This window comes from Cereibacter sediminicola, assembly GCF_007668225.1.
Lineage (GTDB): Bacteria > Pseudomonadota > Alphaproteobacteria > Rhodobacterales > Rhodobacteraceae > Cereibacter_A > Cereibacter_A azotoformans.
This window is the reverse complement of sequence record NZ_VDEK01000003.1, coordinates 118,207-134,470: the sequence shown is the minus strand read 5'-3', so window position 1 is coordinate 134,470 and position 16,264 is coordinate 118,207. Positions and strand designations below refer to the sequence as shown.

At 68.5% G+C, this 16,264-nt stretch carries 15 protein-coding genes; 5 read left to right on the top strand and 10 right to left on the bottom strand.

The features are described 5' to 3' along the window. Window positions 1–148 precede the first annotated feature (148 nt). From FG154_RS03270 to FG154_RS03230, 9 genes are all read right to left on the bottom strand, one after another. The gene (locus FG154_RS03270; protein ID WP_145104322.1) at window positions 149–2,518 is read right to left on the bottom strand and encodes a GNVR domain-containing protein; all 2,370 of its coding nucleotides are present in this window, start codon (window positions 2,516–2,518) and stop codon (window positions 149–151) included. Beyond that, on the bottom strand, window positions 2,515–3,495 hold the full coding sequence (locus FG154_RS03265; RefSeq protein ID WP_145104321.1) for a glycosyltransferase family 2 protein: 981 nt from the start codon (window positions 3,493–3,495) through the stop codon (window positions 2,515–2,517). The genes FG154_RS03270 and FG154_RS03265 overlap by 4 nt, the downstream gene beginning before the upstream one ends. After that, window positions 3,492–4,481: a glycosyltransferase family 2 protein gene (locus tag FG154_RS03260; protein ID WP_145104319.1), complete on the bottom strand. Its 990-nt coding sequence runs from the start codon at window positions 4,479–4,481 to the stop codon at window positions 3,492–3,494. The genes FG154_RS03265 and FG154_RS03260 overlap by 4 nt, the downstream gene beginning before the upstream one ends. Further along, window positions 4,478–5,647: a glycosyltransferase gene (locus FG154_RS03255; protein ID WP_145104317.1), complete on the bottom strand. Its 1,170-nt coding sequence runs from the start codon at window positions 5,645–5,647 to the stop codon at window positions 4,478–4,480. The genes FG154_RS03260 and FG154_RS03255 overlap by 4 nt, the downstream gene beginning before the upstream one ends. A gap of 23 nt (window positions 5,648–5,670) precedes the next feature. Beyond that, window positions 5,671–6,600 (bottom strand): UTP--glucose-1-phosphate uridylyltransferase, encoded by a 930-nt coding sequence (locus FG154_RS03250; protein ID WP_145104315.1) that lies wholly within the window; start codon window positions 6,598–6,600, stop codon window positions 5,671–5,673. Window positions 6,601–6,922: 322 nt separating this feature from the next. Further along, window positions 6,923–7,738 carry an NAD-dependent epimerase/dehydratase family protein gene (locus FG154_RS03245; protein WP_145104312.1) on the bottom strand — a complete coding sequence of 272 codons (816 nt, stop codon included), beginning with the start codon at window positions 7,736–7,738 and terminating at the stop codon, window positions 6,923–6,925. Then, window positions 7,723–8,559, bottom strand: a complete 837-nt coding sequence (locus FG154_RS03240; protein WP_145104310.1) for a glycosyltransferase — start codon at window positions 8,557–8,559, stop codon at window positions 7,723–7,725. The genes FG154_RS03245 and FG154_RS03240 overlap by 16 nt, the downstream gene beginning before the upstream one ends. Beyond that, window positions 8,560–9,774 carry an NAD-dependent epimerase/dehydratase family protein gene (locus FG154_RS03235; protein WP_145104308.1) on the bottom strand — a complete coding sequence of 405 codons (1,215 nt, stop codon included), beginning with the start codon at window positions 9,772–9,774 and terminating at the stop codon, window positions 8,560–8,562. Window positions 9,775–9,907: 133 nt separating this feature from the next. After that, window positions 9,908–10,477: a type 1 glutamine amidotransferase domain-containing protein gene (locus FG154_RS03230; RefSeq protein WP_145104306.1), complete on the bottom strand. Its 570-nt coding sequence runs from the start codon at window positions 10,475–10,477 to the stop codon at window positions 9,908–9,910. A 184-nt stretch (window positions 10,478–10,661) separates the two neighbouring features. Between FG154_RS03230 and FG154_RS03225 the strand changes: the two genes are divergently transcribed. From FG154_RS03225 to FG154_RS03215, 3 genes are all read left to right on the top strand, one after another. Next, on the top strand, window positions 10,662–11,693 hold the full coding sequence (locus FG154_RS03225; protein ID WP_222120548.1) for an LLM class flavin-dependent oxidoreductase: 1,032 nt from the start codon (window positions 10,662–10,664) through the stop codon (window positions 11,691–11,693). A gap of 128 nt (window positions 11,694–11,821) precedes the next feature. Then, entirely contained in the window at window positions 11,822–12,613 is a 792-nt protein-coding gene (locus tag FG154_RS03220) for a Crp/Fnr family transcriptional regulator (protein ID WP_145104302.1), read from the top strand. A 153-nt stretch (window positions 12,614–12,766) separates the two neighbouring features. Next, window positions 12,767–13,525 carry a Crp/Fnr family transcriptional regulator gene (locus FG154_RS03215; protein ID WP_145104300.1) on the top strand — a complete coding sequence of 253 codons (759 nt, stop codon included), beginning with the start codon at window positions 12,767–12,769 and terminating at the stop codon, window positions 13,523–13,525. A gap of 47 nt (window positions 13,526–13,572) precedes the next feature. Here FG154_RS03215 and FG154_RS03210 read toward each other — a convergent pair whose 3' ends face one another. Beyond that, window positions 13,573–14,067 carry a DUF3280 domain-containing protein gene (locus FG154_RS03210; RefSeq protein ID WP_145104298.1) on the bottom strand — a complete coding sequence of 165 codons (495 nt, stop codon included), beginning with the start codon at window positions 14,065–14,067 and terminating at the stop codon, window positions 13,573–13,575. A 227-nt stretch (window positions 14,068–14,294) separates the two neighbouring features. On the opposite strand from FG154_RS03210, the gene gfa reads away from it, so the two are divergent. Both gfa and FG154_RS03200 read left to right on the top strand, forming a co-directional pair. After that, window positions 14,295–14,876 carry an S-(hydroxymethyl)glutathione synthase gene (gene gfa / locus FG154_RS03205; RefSeq protein WP_145104296.1) on the top strand — a complete coding sequence of 194 codons (582 nt, stop codon included), beginning with the start codon at window positions 14,295–14,297 and terminating at the stop codon, window positions 14,874–14,876. Between the two features lie 217 nt (window positions 14,877–15,093). After that, window positions 15,094–16,224, top strand: coding sequence for an S-(hydroxymethyl)glutathione dehydrogenase/class III alcohol dehydrogenase (locus FG154_RS03200; protein ID WP_145104294.1), 1,131 nt, complete (start codon window positions 15,094–15,096; stop codon window positions 16,222–16,224). The last annotated feature ends 40 nt before the right edge of the window (window positions 16,225–16,264 follow it).

The following is a 16,264-nucleotide window of genomic DNA, read 5'->3' as shown; positions in this document are numbered from 1 at the left end:
CCCGAAGTTGCGCCTCTCTCTCATAGATAGGCAGGAACTTGCCGAAATGAAAGAGACAGGTGCGCGCACCTATCATTGTCAGCGACGTGACGCCGAACTGTCACGTTCGGCGCACATCGTGGCAGGTTGCGAAAGCGAAGCTGTGGCCTCAGACGGTTCCGCTCCGTCCTGAGAAATAGTCGCCATATTCCTCGTAGTAATGCTCGCCGCCGGTCTCGGGCACGTAGTCGCGCAGCGACTCCATATCGACCTTGTTCAGCACCACGCCGAGGGTCTTCTCCATCAGGGCGGGCTCGTTCATCAGCGTCTCGCGCAGCAGCGTCTTGGGCGTCTTGCCCCATTCGGCCACCATCACGATCTGATCGACCATTGGCACCACCACCCGCGCATCGACCACCGGCCCCAGGGGCGCAAGGTCGAGAATGACGTGGCTGTAGCGCGCGCGCGCGGCCGCCAGCAGCTGCCGCATCCCCTTGGAGCCCAGCATCTCGCTGGAATGGGTCATCATGCCGGGCGTCACGCAGGGCAGCAGATGCACACCGCTGTCGCCGATCACGCGCAGCGCCTTGGTCCAGTCCGCCCGGCCAAGCGCCGCTTCGACAAGACCTATGCCCCGCGTCAGCCCAAGCCTGCGGCTGAGGCCGGGGTTGCGCGGGTCGGTGTCGATCAGCAGCACCGAATTGCCGGACGCGGCCATCACCGCGGCCAGGTTCAGCGCGACCGAAGACTTGCCCTCGCCCGGGCGGATCGAGGTGATGCCCAGGACGATCTGCGACTTGCCCGCGAGGCTCACCTCCGATGAGAAGCGGATGTTGCGCAGCGTCTCGGCGTAGTGCGAGCGGGGATGCTGCAGCGCGTGGATCGGCTTGCGCACGACCGGGATGCCCGGCACGGGCTCGCTCAGCTTCAGGGGCGCGCTGCGGGCCTGACGCGACAGCTGCGGGGCGCCGTTGGCGGCGTCGAAATGCGGCAGATAGCCGAGGAACCGCTGGCCCACGTCATTCTGCACATCCTCGCCCGTCCGCAGGAAGCGGTCACGCCACTCGCGCAGGACGCCGATGCCCGCGCCGACCATCCCGCCCAGAACCAGCATCACGGCCAGCACGCGCATCGTGCTGGGGCCGATCGGGTCCATCGGGACATCCGCATGAGCAAGGATGCGGACGTTCGAGATCGGGAAGCTCTTCTGCTGGTCGATCTCCTGGAAGCGGGTCAGGAAGGTCTGGTAGAGCGTCTGCAGCGTCTCGGCGCGCTGCTCGAGAGACTTGAGCTGCACCTGCTTGCGCCCGGCTTCCGAGTTCACATCGACGGCGAGCCCGAGGCTTTCGCGCAGCGCCTGCACCTGGGCACTGGCCACATTGAACGAGCCGCGGGCCTCCTCGTGAAGGCGCCGCACCTCACCGAAGAGGACGTTGGTCTGGGCGGCGACCTGCTCGCGCAGGCGGACGGCTTGGGGATGGTCGGCACCGAAGTCGCGCTCGATCCGGTCCAGCCGTGCCGAAAGGGCCGAGAGCTGATCCTGCATCTCGATCAGCCGCTCGTTGCCCTGCAACGAGAAGCCGCTGCTGCGTTCCGACAGGAAAGCCTCGGGCCCGCTGTCAAGAATGGTCTGATAGGTGCTCATCAGCGCCTGCGCCCGCGCCGCCTCGGTCATGGCAACCGCAAGATCGGCGTTGAGCTTCGAGACGTTCTCTTCGGTGATCAGCGCCCCGCGGGTCGAGACGAGACCGTTCTCGGACCGGAAGATCTCGGCCTCGACCGCCGCTTCGCGGGCCTGCCCCTGCAACTCCTCGAGCCGTTCGCGCAGCCACTGGGTCGTGCGCTCGGTCGCGTCGTAGTTCGCGTTAAGCAGATCCGAGACATAGGCCTCGGCGTAGGCGTTCGAGATGGCGGCGGCGAGGGCGGGATCGTGCGAGGCGTAATAGATCTCGAAGACGCTCGACCGCCCGACGCGCGACACGCCGATCCTGCCGGACAGGGCCGCCGCCACTAGCTGCCGCTTGCGCTCGGCGACCTGTTCGGGCGTGGGCGGCGGTCCGGCCGCGCCCGAGGGCGGGGCGGGTGTGATGAGCCGCATGGGCGCGCGCACGATCTCCTTGGCGTTCTCCACGACCACGGTCAGCAGAGGCACCGGCGGGCTGAGGAAGGAGTCGTTCTCGGTCAGGTTGAGCATGTCCGTCACAGCCAGCGCCACAGGCTGCGAGCGGATGACTTCCTGCGCGCTTTCCAGAGCGTTTTCCGAGGCGCTGTTGTCAAGCGCCGACACTTCCTCGATCGTGCGGTTGACCTTGCCGGCCAGCAGCACGGTCGAGCCGGCGACGAAGGTCTTGGGCGTGGTGGCGAGATAGGCAAGGCCAAGGCACAGGCTCATGGCGCAGGAGATCATCATCACCCGGCGCTGCCTGCGGGCCGCACCCAGCAGGCGGGAGACGTCGATCGTGTCCGCAGCCGCCGAGGACGCAACGGGCGTGTCGATGCGTGGATCGCTGTCGGCGATACGGATTCCGAACTGCTTCAAGTTCTGCTCCTGGAAACGGGATAAGTATCGGTCTTGGAATCAAGGTTTGAAAGCGCCGGGGCCGATCCGCCGTAGATCGTGATCGGTCGTGCGCCGAAAAGCGCCGACAGTGTGCCCACATGCAGAGCGCCACGCAACAGCGCATTGTTCCGCCGGAGCGGATCGTGGAGGGCCGCGGCCGCCATTCCGGCACAGGCTGCAACCTTGGCGAGAGCCGTCGCGCCCTGACGGGCCCGGGCCAGCCCGGCGGGCGCCGCGATCAGGCTCGCGTGGGTCTGGCCCATGCGGAACCGCCGGCGCAGCAGCCAGCCGAGGCGCGCGCGTTCGGCCGGGACGGTCTCGCGGACCAGCGCCTCGGGCGCATAGCCGAGGCGGCCCCCACGGCGCAGCATGATCTCGAAGAAGGCCGTGTCCTCGCCGCCCGATCGCCCCCGCATCGGATCGAAGCGCAGCCCCTCGAGCGCCGGGGCCGCGAGATCCATGAGGACGTTGCAGGTGTAGCCCGACTTGATCGAGCCGTCGGGCAGGATGGTCGGCAGCGTGTCGTGCACCGCCCCCTTGCGCATCCAGGCGGGGGCGTCTGCGCCATGTTCGGCCCGCACCGGGCCCAGCACCGCCTCGGCGCCCGTCCGGCTCTGGGCGGCGAGAAGCGCGGCGATCCATCCGGGCTCGACCATCTCGTCGTCGTCGATGAAGGCAAGGCGGTCGACGCCGCGGGCGAGGGCCGCCTCGAGGATGGCGTTGCGGGCGACCGAGATGTTGCGCGCGGGCGCGTGCAGGTAGCAGACCGGCAGCGAAAGGGCCCGCGCCGCAGCCTCCACGGTCGCACGCGCCGAGGGCGTTTCGTCATTGTCGGCCACGATCACGGTCCCGGCCGTCCCGTCGGGCCAGTTCAGGGTGCCGATCGAGGCCAGCGTTGCCGCGACGCCGGGCCGGCGATAGGTGCAGATCCCGATCGCGATGCGCGCGCCGTTCATGCCGGTGCCTCCGACCGTCCACGGCCAGCTCCGAGGTGGCGCAGCAGCTGGTTCCAGAAGCCCGCCGACCAGGCGACATGCATCGCTCCGGCCGCAAAGCCCGCGAGAAGCCCGCGCGGGCTGCCGGTCTCCTGCGCGATCAGCGCCCCCCCGGCGAGGCAGCCCGCACCCCACAGGATCAGCGGCAGTGCAAAGACCGGATGCAGCGGCGTGAGCAACGCCAGCATCAGCCCCGGCGCAAGGCCCGCCAGAGCGATCTGGCGCAGCCCCGGCACCGAGCGGTGCTTGAGGATGTTGCGGGCCCGGCCGCGGCCGAAGGCGAAATACTGCTTCATCAGCGCGGGGAGGGTGCGGCGCGGGAAATAGTCCACCCGCGTGCGGGCCGTCAGCCAGATGCGGAAGCCCGCCTGCCGAAGGCGCAGGTCAAGCTCTGCATCCTCGTTGTGGCTGAAGCTCTCGTCATAGCCGCCGACCTGGCGGAAGGCGTCGATCCGCATCAACGCATGGTGGCCGTGATCGACGAACCGCCCGACGGGGGCCACGCGATGTGCCGCGCCGCCGTTGCCGATGCGCGAGTTCTGCGCCGCCGCGATCAGGTCCTGCCAGAAGCCCGAGCCGACGGCCCTCATGCCGACCACGACCGCGGCGGCCCCGGTCTCCTGCGCCTCGGCCAGCAGCACGTCGCAATAGTCCTGCGGATAGGCGCTGTGGGCATCGATGCGGATCAGCATGTCGGCCTCGGCGCCGAACCGCGCGACCGCGAGGTTGACGGCCGCGCTCTGGAGGCGGCGGGGGTTGTGGATCAGCGTGATGCCGGCCTCGGGACGGGCGGCGACGCGCTCGCGCGTGTCATCGGTCGAGCCGCCGTCCGCCACCACGATCCGCGCCCCGTGGCGCTCGGCGAAGGGCAGAAGCCCGTCGAGCACCTGGTCGATGTGATCGGCCTCGTTGAGGGTGGGGATGATGATGAGAACGCGTGGCGTCATGTGATGAACCAGCCTTTCCGGCGCAGGGCGGCCTGACGGCGGCGTCCGCGTGCGGCCGCAATCTGGGCCATCAGGCCCGTGACATCCTGACATTCCTCGGGCCCCGTCGCCCAGACCGCTCCGGGGACATCGCGGACCCGGCCGCGCAGGACCTCGACCCTCGGGGGATCGAGGTCGCCGAGAAGGCGTGCAACCTGCTCCACCTCCGGCGCGGCGACCGTCAGGCCGATGTTGCAGTCGCCGAGGAAGTTCGCCACTTCCGTTCCCGCCAGCGCCACCGGAACCGCATGGTGGCGGCACCCTTCATAGAGCCGGTTCGGCAGCAGCCAGTCCGAGTTCTTGCCGGCGTCGTAGCGGTCGATCAGCCAGGACAGATGCACCTGTCCGTAGATCCCGGCGAGATCCTCGGGATTGCGGTAGGGCCCGCCGAACTCGAGATCGGGATTGGCCGCCACCGTCTCGTGGAACCGGGGCAGCTGGTCGAGCGCCGGCTTGCCGCGCAGCAGCACCCGGTATCGGCCGGGCGAGGCCCGTGTCACCCGGTCGAGGCAGTCGAGCGACCAGGCGCAGCGCAGGATGCCGAACCAGCCGATGGTGATCGGGGCTGCCACCGGCTGAGGCGCGGGCACCGGCGGGATGGCCGCGCCGGGGTAGAAGCACTTGTTCTCGATCAGGCGGATCGGGGCGCGGGTCTGGCCGAACGGCTGGAAATACTCGTTGATGAAGCCCGGCGACGAGGTGAGCACCAGCCCCACGCGGCGCAGCAGCCGCCGCTCGAGCGCGCGCATCGCCTGCGCCCGGAGGCTTTCGCCCAGCATCATGCGGTGGATGTCGAGTACCTCATAGACCACCAGCGCCTCGGGCCAGAGCGCCTTGGCCCGTGCCGCCAGCGCCAGCATCTCGAGGTTGCGGGCGAGGATCACGTCGGGGGCCTCTTCGGTGGCGAGCCTGTGCCCCAGGCCGGCGCCCGCCCGAAGGACGCAAGCGGCGCGCTGCGCCAGGCGGGCATCGGCCGTCCGGCCGAGGAGGATGGCCGGTTCGGGCAGGGGCCCTTCTCGCCGGCGGAAGCCGGCAAGCCGCACGGTTGCGCCACCGGCGCGCAGCATGGCCACGCGCCGCCAGATGGCGCTGTCGTCCAGATCATGGGCGAGGTAGAGTATTCTCAATATGCCGTCTTTCTCCGGTCGTCTCAGCTTGCCGCGGCCACCTTCAGCCGCGGCGCCCTGCTGATGCCGTGCTGATCGGTGATCGCCTCGAGGAACGCCCCGAACTCGTCGCGGAGATCGGCGCGCTGCAGGGCCAGCGCGACCGTCGCCTGCAGGAACCCCGCCTTCGAGCCGCAGTCGAACCGCTCGCCGCTGAAGCGGAACCCGTGGACCGAGCCCGGGTGCGTGGCCAGCTCGTGCGCGATGGCGTCCGTCAGCTGGATCTCGCCGCCCGCGCCCACGGTCCGGCGGTCGAGGTGCCGCATGACCCGCGGCCCGAGGATGTAGCGCCCGATAACCGCCATGTTCGAGGGCGCGCTGCCGGCCTTCGGTTTCTCGACGATGCCGCGGGGGCGGACCAGCGCGCCCTGGCGGGCCTCGATGTCGAGGATGCCGTAGGACGAGGCCTTTTCGGGGGCCACCTCCATGGTGGCGATGATGCTGCCGCCGACCTCGGCGTGGGCCTCCATCATCTGCGCAAGGCAGGGCCGGTCGGAAACCACCATGTCGTCGGGCAGCATCACGGCGAAGGGCCGGTCGCCCACCAGACGCCGCGCGCACCAGACCGCATGGCCAAGCCCGAGCGCCTCGTGCTGGCGGACGTAGGCCACATGGCCGCTGTCGATGTTGGTCGCCTCGAGCGTGGCCAGAAGCTCGGTCTTGCCGGCGGCCCGCAGCGCCCGCTCGAGCGGCTGGTTGACGTCGAAGAAGTCCTCGAGCGCGCCCTTGCCGCGCGAGGTGACGAAGATGAAATCCTCGATTCCGGCCTCGCGCGCCTCCTCGACCGCATACTGGATCAGCGGCTTGTCAACGAGGGTCAGGATCTCCTTGGGAATCGATTTCGTTGCGGGAAGGAAGCGCGTTCCCATCCCGGCAATGGGGAAGATGGCGGTGTTGACCTTCTTCAATGACATTCGCGACCTCTTGATGATGATCTGCTGAAAAGGTGGGCCAAAGTGACGGAATCAATCTTTCATACAATGCTGCACCTGCAAAGGGTGCGGACGGACTTGTGATGGACACGGGGCAGTTTCGACCAATGGCGGCTTATCTATACGCCGGAGAATGCCCGTTGCCGCGCGATTGTCCAAGGCTGAATCGCGGCGTTCGGTTCCGGCATTTCATCAATTCTCCTTGGGTGAGGCGATCTTTCACGCCGGGCGCGTCCTTGCGCAACTCCAGGGTGAACCGCAAGGCGCCGGGGCTTTGCTGCAGGTGCAGCAAGCGGGGAAGCGCCTAGATCATGAGCGGCAATGTGCGCAGCAGCAACTCACGCCCGCCGGGCCGCCAGCCCAGGGCCGACAGGCGCCGGCAGTCGAGCGGGCTGACCTGCGAGGCGTCCGCGCGCGGCGGCAAGGGACGCGCCAGACCCGTCAGCCGCGCGACCTCGGCCAGAAGGTCGTGACGGTCGAGAAGCAGATCCGAGGCGTGGAAGGCGCCCGTCTCCTCGCGTTGCAGCAGCAGCAGGACCGCCGCGGCGAGATCCGAGCCATGAATCTCGGTCGCCGCGCGCGGCGGGATCGGCCGGCCCGCGCGGAAGTCGTCAAAGAGCGCGCGCCACTTGTGGTTCGCACCGGGCCCATAGACGCCGGTCGCCCGCAGGCTCGCCCCGCCCGCCGCGAAGAGGGGGGCCTCGGCCTCGGCCTTGACCTGGCCGTAGAGGCTGTCGGGGCAGGTCGGCATGCCCTCGGTCAGGAGCGTGCCGGGCGGGTAGCCGTCGAACACCGCGCGCGAGGAGAGAAAGACGATCCGTCGCCCGCGCATCGCCTCGAAGAGCCGCAGGCTGCCGTCGAGATTGGCGCGGCGGAACCCGGCCGGATCGGCGCCTTCGCCGCCCCGATAGCGGCCGGGGACATGCCGGAAGGCGCAGTGGACCAGCGCCTCGACATCCCCAAGCGGCGGCGGCGGCCCGAGAAGGTCGTAGGGACGGTGCTCGTCCGGCAAGCCGGTGGGGCGGCGCGACAGCAGGACGAGGTCATGGCCCGCCGCCCGCGCCGCCTCGGCGATGAAGCGGCCGACGATCCCGCCGGCCCCGGTCAGCGCAAGGCGCATGGCCGTGGAAGCTCCGCAAGGTCGGGCACCGGCCCATCGCCCGCATAGCTGCGCCACAGGTCGATCAGCGGACGCAGCCGGTCGGCCTTCTCATGCTCCTGCCAGGGTTTTTCATACTGGAAGTGCAGGACGCGGATCTGCTCCCAGCTCCAGAGGTCGGGCAGGGCGAACCACACATACTGGAGCATGTTGCAGAAGACCGGCAGGCCCTGCCAGTCGGGGAAGAACTCCTGCAGGAAGCTCTGGTCGGTCCGCCGCCAGAACACCCCCGGCCGGTCGAGGCGCGCCAGCATCCGGGCGAAGGTCTCCTCGGACGGGCGGGCCGTGAAGACGCCCGAGTTCATCCTGTGAAAGTCCGACAGGCTCTCATAGACGTTCGGCGCGGCGCAGAACTCGGGGTAGTCGAACAGCCGGTCGATGTTGCGCAGCACCAGCGCGTCAGCGTCAATGAAGACGACCGATCGATATTCGACCAGCTGCCAGAGCCGGAGCTTGGCGAAGTTGTCGAGCGGCGTGTGAAAGGGCGGCTTGCCCCCCTTGGTGAAGGCCGCCCGCGCATGGAGCGCGTCGCGGGCATGGGTGGCGTTGAACTCGGGCGACGTGGGCAGAAGCGCGACCCGCACGAGCCGCGCCCCCTGCGCCCGCAAGGGCGCCAGCGCCCCTTCGGGCACATCCGTATGCAGCACCACGCGGTCGGCCGCGGTGCCGCTGAGGGCGAGCGAGCGCAGCAGCGCCCGCGCCCCCAGCGCGTAGTCGGCGTTGGTCACCAGCGTGACATAGGCCCGGTCCGAGCCCGCCTGCGTTTCGGCAACCAGATCCAATCAGGACACCGAGCGCAACCGCCGCCCCTCGGGGTCGTGCTCGACCCGCTGCGCGATGTCTCTGGTCCAGGCCGAGACGCAGGGCACGCGGCTGCGGTCGATCCGGTGGGCGAACTTCTTTGCCACGTCCACGACCTCGGCCAGAAGCCCCTCCTGCAACGTCACGGGCTTCAGCCCCAGCGCGAGGAACTGGTCGTTCCTGACCAGCAGCTCGTTCTCGTCCGCCTCCTTGCGCGGGTTGGGGAGGTAAGAGACCTTGGCCCCCGTCATCCTCGCCACCATCTCGGCCAGGTCGCGGACGCGGTGGGTCTCGGTCATCTGGTTGAAGATCTTGACCCGGTCGCCCGCCTTCGGCGCATCCGACAGGGCCAGTTCGACGCAGCGGACCGAGTCCTGCAGGTGGATGAAGGCGCGGGTCTGCCCGCCCGTGCCATGCACCGTCAGCGGATAGCCGATCGCGGCCTGGATCAGGAAGCGGTTCAGCACGGTGCCGTAGTCGCCGTCATAGTCGAAGCGGTTGATGAGCTGCGGGTGCCGCCGGGTCTGGCTGGTGTGCGTGCCCCAGACGATGCCCTGATGCAGATCGGTGATCCTGAGCCCGTCGTTCTGGGCGTAATACTGGAAGAGGATCTGATCGAGGCTCTTGGTCATGTGATAGATCGAGCCCGGCCGCGTCGGATAGAGGATCTCGAGGTCCCTCGGGCCTGTGGGCGTGTCCACCGTCACGTCGAGGTAGCCCTCGGGGATCGGGGCGCCGACGGTCGAATAGCCATAGACGCCCATCGTGCCGAGATGGACGAGATGGGCGTCCACGCCGGTCTCGACCATCGCCGCCAGCAGGTTGTGCGTCGCATTGACGTTGTTGTTGACCGTGTAGACCTTGTGGCGATCCGACTTCATCGAATAGGGCGCGGCGCGCTGTTCGGCGAAATGGATGATCGCGTCGGGGCGGTACTCCGCCAGCCAGGCCCGGATCCGGTCGTACTCGCGCAGGTCGAGCAGGTGGAAATGCAGCCGCTGGCCGGTCTCCTGATGCCAGATCCGGCACCGCTCCTGGATCGAATCCATCGGGGTGAGGGACTGCACGCCCAGCTCGGCGTCGATCCAGCGCCGCGAGAGATTGTCCACAATATGGATCTCGTGGCCGAGGTCCGACAGGTGAAGCGCCGTCGGCCAGCCGACGAAACCGTCCCCACCCAGAACTGCAATACGCATGACGCCTCCTTGATGAACCGCGCGTGCCCCTGACGGAGCACACGTCCTCGTGAACATCTTGGTCCGTATCCGCTGCAAGTCCACTGGTCGAATGAAGTTTTCACGACGCTCGGCAAGCGGATGCCGACGGCTGTCAGGCGCAGCGGCGCTGGCCTGCGTGCGGGCCCTCGGCAAATTCCTCGATCATCCGGGCGCAGAACGCCTCGAGATCGTCCGGCTTGCGGCTGGTGACGAGACCCTGATCCACCACCACCTCGGCGTCGGTCCAGTCCCCGCCCGCGTTGCGAATGTCGGTGGCGAGCGAGGGGAAGGAGGTCAGCCGGCGCCCCTCGAGCACGCCCGCCTCGACCAGGGCCCAGGGGCCGTGGCAGATCGCGGCGACGGGCTTGCCGGCCTCGAAGAAGCCGCGGACGAAGGCCACCGCCTCGGCGCTGCCGCGGATCTTGTCGGCCCCGACCGTTCCGCCCGGGATCACGAGCCCGTCGAACCCGGACGCCGACACGTCCGAGACAGCGGCATCGACCGGATGGGTCGAGCCGGGATCGAGATCCTGGTTGACCGTCTCGGCCGTGCCCTCCTCAAGGCTCACCGCGACGACCTTGGCCCCGGCTTCGGTGAGCGCCTTGGCGGGGCGCACGAACTCCACATCCTCGGTGCCGCGGGGGGCGATCAGGATGGCGATGGTCTTGCCGTCGAGTTGCATGGGACGTCCTTCCTCGATGGTGCGGTCCGGGGGGCCGCGGTCGGGGCTGCAACGACGGGCGCCGGCGTCTGTTCCGAAGGCCGGGGGCGACTGTGCAGCAGGGCAGGGGTGCTGTGCTGCGCGGGGCGGGGGAAAGGCCGCCGGCCTGTGCTAGATCTCGCCTGACCGCCTGGAGGACATGCGCATGACAGTTGAATTCGGCCTCGACACATTCGGCGACGTGACCTGGGACAGCGGCAAGCGGCTGCTGCCCCAGCGCGAGGTGTTGCGCCATGTGGTCGAGGAGGCCGTTCTGGCCGACGAGGTGGGCGTGGACGTGATCGGTCTCGGCGAGCATCACCGGGACGACTTCGCCATCTCGGCGCCCGAGATCCTGCTGGCGGCGATCGGGGCGCGGACCAGCCGCATCCGGCTGGGAACGGCGGTCACGGTGCTGGGCTCGGACGATCCGGTGCGGCTGTTCCAGCGGTTCTCGACGCTCGACGCAATCTCGGGTGGGCGCGCCGAGGTGACGCTCGGGCGGGGGTCCTTCACCGAGAGCTTTCCGCTCTTCGGCTTCGACATGGCCGACTACCACACGCTCTTCGAGGAAAAGCTTGACCTCTTCGCGCGCCTGATCCGTCAGGAGGAAGTCACCTGGTCCGGCACCACCCGCGCCCCGCTGGAGCGGCAGCGGGCCTGGCCGCCCCTGGGCGAGCAGGGCCTGCGCAGCTGGATCGGGGTGGGCGGCAGCCCCGAATCCGTCGTGCGCGCCGTGCGTTACCGGATGCCGATGATCCTGGCCATCATCGGCGGGCCCGCGCGGCGCTTCCTGCCTTTCGTCGACCTCTACCGCCGCGCCTCGGATCAGGCGGGCCAGCCGCCCATGCCGCTGGGCGTCCATTCGCCGGGCCATGTCGCGCCGACGGACGAACAGGCGCGAGAGGAGGCGTTTCCGGCCTACAAGGCGCTCCATGACCGGATCGGGTCCGAGCGCGGCTGGCCGAGCCTCCGGCGCGAGGACTTCCTGCGCGAGGTCGAGCATGGCTCGATGTATGTGGGCGCGCCCGAGACGGTGGCGCGGCGCATCGCCGACACCGTGGGCGCGCTGGGTCTGGCGCGCTTCCAGCTGAAATACTCGATGGGCCCGCTGGACCACGGGGCGCTGATGCGGTCGATCGAGCTTTGCGGCCGGCAGGTTCTCCCCATGGTCCGCGACATGCTGGCCAGCGGCTGAGCGGCCGCGCGGCCCGGCGCGCCACGGGGCGGTCCCTGATGGCGCAGTGTCGCTATCGCCGGTTGCAGCTTCGGACTCTGGCGTTAAAGATTGGTGCGTCATGGAGTTTTGGTAGCGGAGCGGTAGCGATGGAGCGTTCTCTGGTGAGCAACGAGGTCACGCGGCTTGGCCCGGATGCCAAGTTTCATCATGCCGGTCTGCGCCGCGGCCTGACGCCATCCACGCTTCGCAAGCTGGACGCGATCGCGCGCCTGCGGGTCTTTCCCCGGGATTCCGTCGTCGTGGAGCAGGGCGGCGCGCTCGAATATGTGGGCAACGTCGTCCGCGGCGTGCTGAGGATGGAGCGGCTGCTCGCGGACGGGCGCTCACAGATCGTGGGGCTTCTCGTGCCGTCCGACATGTTCGGGCGGGTCTTTTCCGACCGATCCGACTATTCGATCGAGGCGGCGACCGAGGTCACGCTCTGCTGTTTCGAGCGCCACGCCTTCGAGGCCCTCGTGCGGAGCTGCCCCGATCTCGAACATGCGGTGCTGCTGGCGGTTCTGGACGAACTCGACGCCGCGCGCGAATGGATCACCCTGCGCGCAGGCGCCACCGTGGCCGCGCGGCTGGCGACCTACCTTCTGATGCTCTGCCGCCGCTGGCCGCACCAGACGAGCGAACTGAGCGGGGATCAGCAGCGAATCGTCGTGAACGTCCCGATCGCCCGCAATGATCTTGCGCTCTATCTCGGCACGACGGTTGAATCGATCTCGCGCGCGGTTCAGGGCTTCTCGCGCGATGGGCTGATCTCGATTCGCACGCCGCTCCGGTTCGAGATCACGGATCTTCCCGCCCTTATCGCCCTGTCGGAAAACGAGGAATTCGACGCGGCCGAACTGCTGGCCGATGTGCGCGCCGGCTGTGGTGGGTCATTCTGACCCGGCGCGCGAATTGACGCAGGTCAAAGAGCCCGAACGCTGCATCTCCTATTCAGGTTGGCGTGCTCCGCTGAGGAAGCATGCGTTTCACCAGTATCTGCGGTTGACGACATGAAATGCCCGCCAGGATGCGGGCCTTGGGGGGGGACTGACATGCCGTGCCGATCCAGCCTGCATTGCGAAGACTGCAACCAGCGCCGGAACGCGCTCTGTGCCGCGATCCGGCGGCGGGCCGCGTCGGTCTGGCCGCTGGTGCCGGACTTCGGCGCGCTGGAGCCGGGCGCGGCCCCGACCGACGTCAGCCTGAAGGGCGGCCGATTCGGCATCCTTCATTCCGGGCTCCTGCTGCGGTGCGGGGCCGAGACCGGCATGGATATCGTCTCGGTCGGCGAGCCTCTGGGCGAGGCCTTCCGGGGCAACCGCGAGATGCGGGTGACGGCCGTCGTACCGTCGCAGGTCTGCTGGTATGACGTGCATGAGGTGGAGGCCGCGGCGCTGCGCGATCCCCGCCTCCATGCGGCGCTGATGCTGGCCGCCTCCCATGCCGCCGACCTGCGCCGGATCTTCACCCGCCTCCGCTCGACCTTCGCTCCGGTCGAGCGGCTGGCAGGCTTCCTGTCGATCTGCGCCCACCGTCTGGCCGAGCGCGACAGGATGGGCGCACTGCGGCTGACGCTGCAATGCCGACACGAGGATATCGCGACGCTGCTCGCGCTGGGCGGGGCGCAGCTGGACGAGGCGCGCGACGAACTGGTGCGGCGCGGGTTGCTGATCGTGCATGAGGGCGGGGTGCTCGAACTGCCCCGGCTGGCGCAGCTCGAGGATCTGTCGGGGATCGACCTGCCCATGCCCGCCATCGTGGACGGGCTAGGTGCGGTTCCGCCGCACGTGGCTCATCTGCAGCGCGCCTGACGCGAAGGAGGCCGGTAGCCCCCGCGGTGCCGGCCGCAGAGCATGTGTCAGCGGAAGATGTTCCGCTCCAGGATGTAGCGCATGCCGCGGTGCCAGCTTTCGTCGGTGTTGCCGCGGATGTCGACCGCCTGACCGCGGATCTGCCGCCCCGTCCCGACATCCTTCACATAGAGGTTGAGCGCGAGGATCAGGTTCGAGATCTTCTGCACCTCGCCCACCACCGCATAATCGGCGCCAAGCTTCCCTGCCATGCGCAGGTCGCAGCCGTTGCACTTGGCCGGATTGCGGATGCGTTTCAGATCCTCCTCGACCGGCGCCAGATCGAGCAGCGTCAGCCCATGCGCGCGCATCGCCTCGGCGGCCTGCCGCTCCACCATCTCGAGCCGCGCCACCTCATCGGCGCGCACGCCGTTCATGTCGCCCTCGGTCGAGGTGTCGAGGAAGGTGATGCCGAAGAAGGCCGCGCTGCGTCCCTGCCAGGGCTCTTCGGCGATGGCCGGGGCGGCCGCGAGCAGGAGAAGCGAGAGGAAGAGGCGTTTCATGCCCTCAGCCTTGCCCGCCGGGCCGGGTGCCGCAAGCCGGACAAAGGTTTGAGGGGAGGCGCGGGAACAACGGGCGGGATCCTTCCGAGGAGGCGGCCAAGGCCTCTCCGGCAGAGGGAGGGAGCGTCTGTTCATCCCCCCAATGGTTGACTCGCTGGACTCGGGCCGCCGCGCGACAATTGCCGCGCATGTCAGCGAGACTGCATGTCAGGGAGGATGCAACGGAGATGACTCAGGGAGACGTCAAGATCCATCCGTCGGTGGACAACGGCATCACACCGGCGCGGGATGATTTCCACGGTGGCACGTTGCGGTGCAAATGCACTGATCGGCCGGTCGAGGTGCGCATCAACGCCCAGTCGGCGCACAACCACGTCTGCGGCTGCACGAAATGCTGGAAGCCCGAGGGGGCGATCTTCAGCATGGTGGCGGTCGTGCCGCGCGAGGCGGTCGAGGTGGTGGCCAACGGCGACAAGCTGAAGGTCGTCGACAGCAGCATGGCGATCCAGCGCCATGCCTGCACGGGCTGCGGCACGCACATGTTCGGCCGGATCGAGAACAAGGACCACCCGTTCTACGGGCTCGACTTCATCCATACGGAACTCTCGTCGGAGGAGGGCTGGTCGCCGCCCGGATTTGCGGCCTTCGTCTCTTCCGTGATCGAGAGCGGGGTCTCGCCGGACCGGATGGACGGCATCCGCGCCCGTCTTCATGAACTCGGGCTCGAGCCCTACGACGCCCTTTCGCCGCCGCTGATGGACGCGATCGCGACGCATGTGGCCAAGCGTTCGGGCAGGCTCGCCGCCTGAGGCCGCAAAGGGCCGGGGGCGGCCACGGTCCGGCCCCGGCCGCGCGCTCCATCCCCGTCCGCAGGCGGCCAGACCGTCTGCGGACGGGCATCCCCGCCGGATGCAAGGGCTGCTTCCTCATCCTTTTTGCCGAATGCCGCCGGCGGAATTTCCTCTTAAGGTCAGAGAAATATCAGGACCGCCGCCCCAGCGGCGGGTTCAGGAGAGGGAGAGTAACATGCGCACCCGTGCCGCCGTCGCCGTCGAGGCCGGCAAGCCGCTCGAGATCATGGAGGTCAATCTCGAAGGACCGAAGGCCGGCGAGGTCATGGTCGAGATCAAGGCCACCGGAATCTGCCACACAGACGAGTTCACCCTGTCCGGCGCCGACCCGGAAGGCATGTTCCCGGCGATCCTCGGCCACGAGGGCGCGGGCGTGGTGGTCGAAGTGGGCCCCGGTGTCACGAGCGTGAAGCCGGGCGATCACGTCATCCCGCTCTACACGCCCGAGTGCCGGCAATGCCCGAGCTGCCTGAGCCAGAAGACCAACCTCTGCACCGCGATCCGTGGCACGCAGGGGCAGGGGCTGATGCCCGACGGTACGAGCCGCTTCTCGATGCTCGATGGCACGCCGATCCTGCACTACATGGGCTGCTCGACCTTCTCGAACTACACGGTCCTGCCCGAGATCGCGGTGGCCAAGGTCCGCGAGGACGCGCCCTTCGACAAGATCTGCTACATCGGCTGCGGCGTCACCACCGGCATCGGCGCGGTGATCAACACGGCCAAGGTCGAGATCGGCGCCAAGGCCGTGGTCTTCGGCCTGGGCGGGATCGGGCTGAACGTCATCCAGGGCCTGCGCCTCGCCGGCGCCGACATGATCATCGGCGTGGATCTGAACAACTCCAAGAAGGAATGGGGCGAGCGTTTCGGCATGACCCATTTCGTGAACCCGTCCGAGATCGACGGGGACATCGTGGCCCATCTGGTGAACATGACCAAGACGCCCTTCGACCAGATCGGCGGGGCGGACTACACGTTCGACTGCACGGGCAACGTGAAAGTGATGCGACAGGCGCTGGAAGCGTGCCATCGTGGCTGGGGCCAGTCGATCGTGATTGGCGTGGCTCCGGCAGGGGCCGAGATCCAGACGCGGCCGTTCCAGCTGGTGACGGGACGGGTCTGGAAAGGGTCCGCCTTCGGTGGCGCGCGCGGGCGGACCGACGTGCCGAAGATCGTGGAATGGTACATGGAAGGCAAGATCCAGATCGATCCGATGATCACCCACATCCTGAGCCTCGAAGAGATCAACAAGGGCTTCGATCTCATGCATGCGGGCGAGTCGATCCGCTCGGTCGTGGTGTTCTGAGCCGCGGACCCTCCGCGACGCGTGACGATTTCCCAGTGTC

Bases quoted from the DNA above. Each gene is read 5' to 3' on its own strand.
- FG154_RS03265 (WP_145104321.1), bottom strand. From the start codon at position 3,495: ATGAACGGCGCGCGCATCGCGATCGGGATCTGCACCTATCGCCGGCCC.
- FG154_RS03260 (WP_145104319.1), bottom strand. From the start codon at position 4,481: ATGACGCCACGCGTTCTCATCATCATCCCCACCCTCAACGAGGCCGAT.
- FG154_RS03250 (WP_145104315.1), bottom strand. From the start codon at position 6,600: ATGTCATTGAAGAAGGTCAACACCGCCATCTTCCCCATTGCCGGGATG.
- FG154_RS03245 (WP_145104312.1), bottom strand. From the start codon at position 7,738: ATGCGCCTTGCGCTGACCGGGGCCGGCGGGATCGTCGGCCGCTTCATC.
- FG154_RS03235 (WP_145104308.1), bottom strand. From the start codon at position 9,774: ATGCGTATTGCAGTTCTGGGTGGGGACGGTTTCGTCGGCTGGCCGACG.
- FG154_RS03230 (WP_145104306.1), bottom strand. From the start codon at position 10,477: ATGCAACTCGACGGCAAGACCATCGCCATCCTGATCGCCCCCCGCGGC.
- FG154_RS03225 (WP_222120548.1), top strand. From the start codon at position 10,662: ATGACAGTTGAATTCGGCCTCGACACATTCGGCGACGTGACCTGGGAC.
- FG154_RS03220 (WP_145104302.1), top strand. From the start codon at position 11,822: ATGGAGCGTTCTCTGGTGAGCAACGAGGTCACGCGGCTTGGCCCGGAT.
- FG154_RS03215 (WP_145104300.1), top strand. From the start codon at position 12,767: ATGCCGTGCCGATCCAGCCTGCATTGCGAAGACTGCAACCAGCGCCGG.
- FG154_RS03210 (WP_145104298.1), bottom strand. From the start codon at position 14,067: ATGAAACGCCTCTTCCTCTCGCTTCTCCTGCTCGCGGCCGCCCCGGCC.
- gfa (WP_145104296.1), top strand. From the start codon at position 14,295: ATGACTCAGGGAGACGTCAAGATCCATCCGTCGGTGGACAACGGCATC.
- FG154_RS03200 (WP_145104294.1), top strand. From the start codon at position 15,094: ATGCGCACCCGTGCCGCCGTCGCCGTCGAGGCCGGCAAGCCGCTCGAG.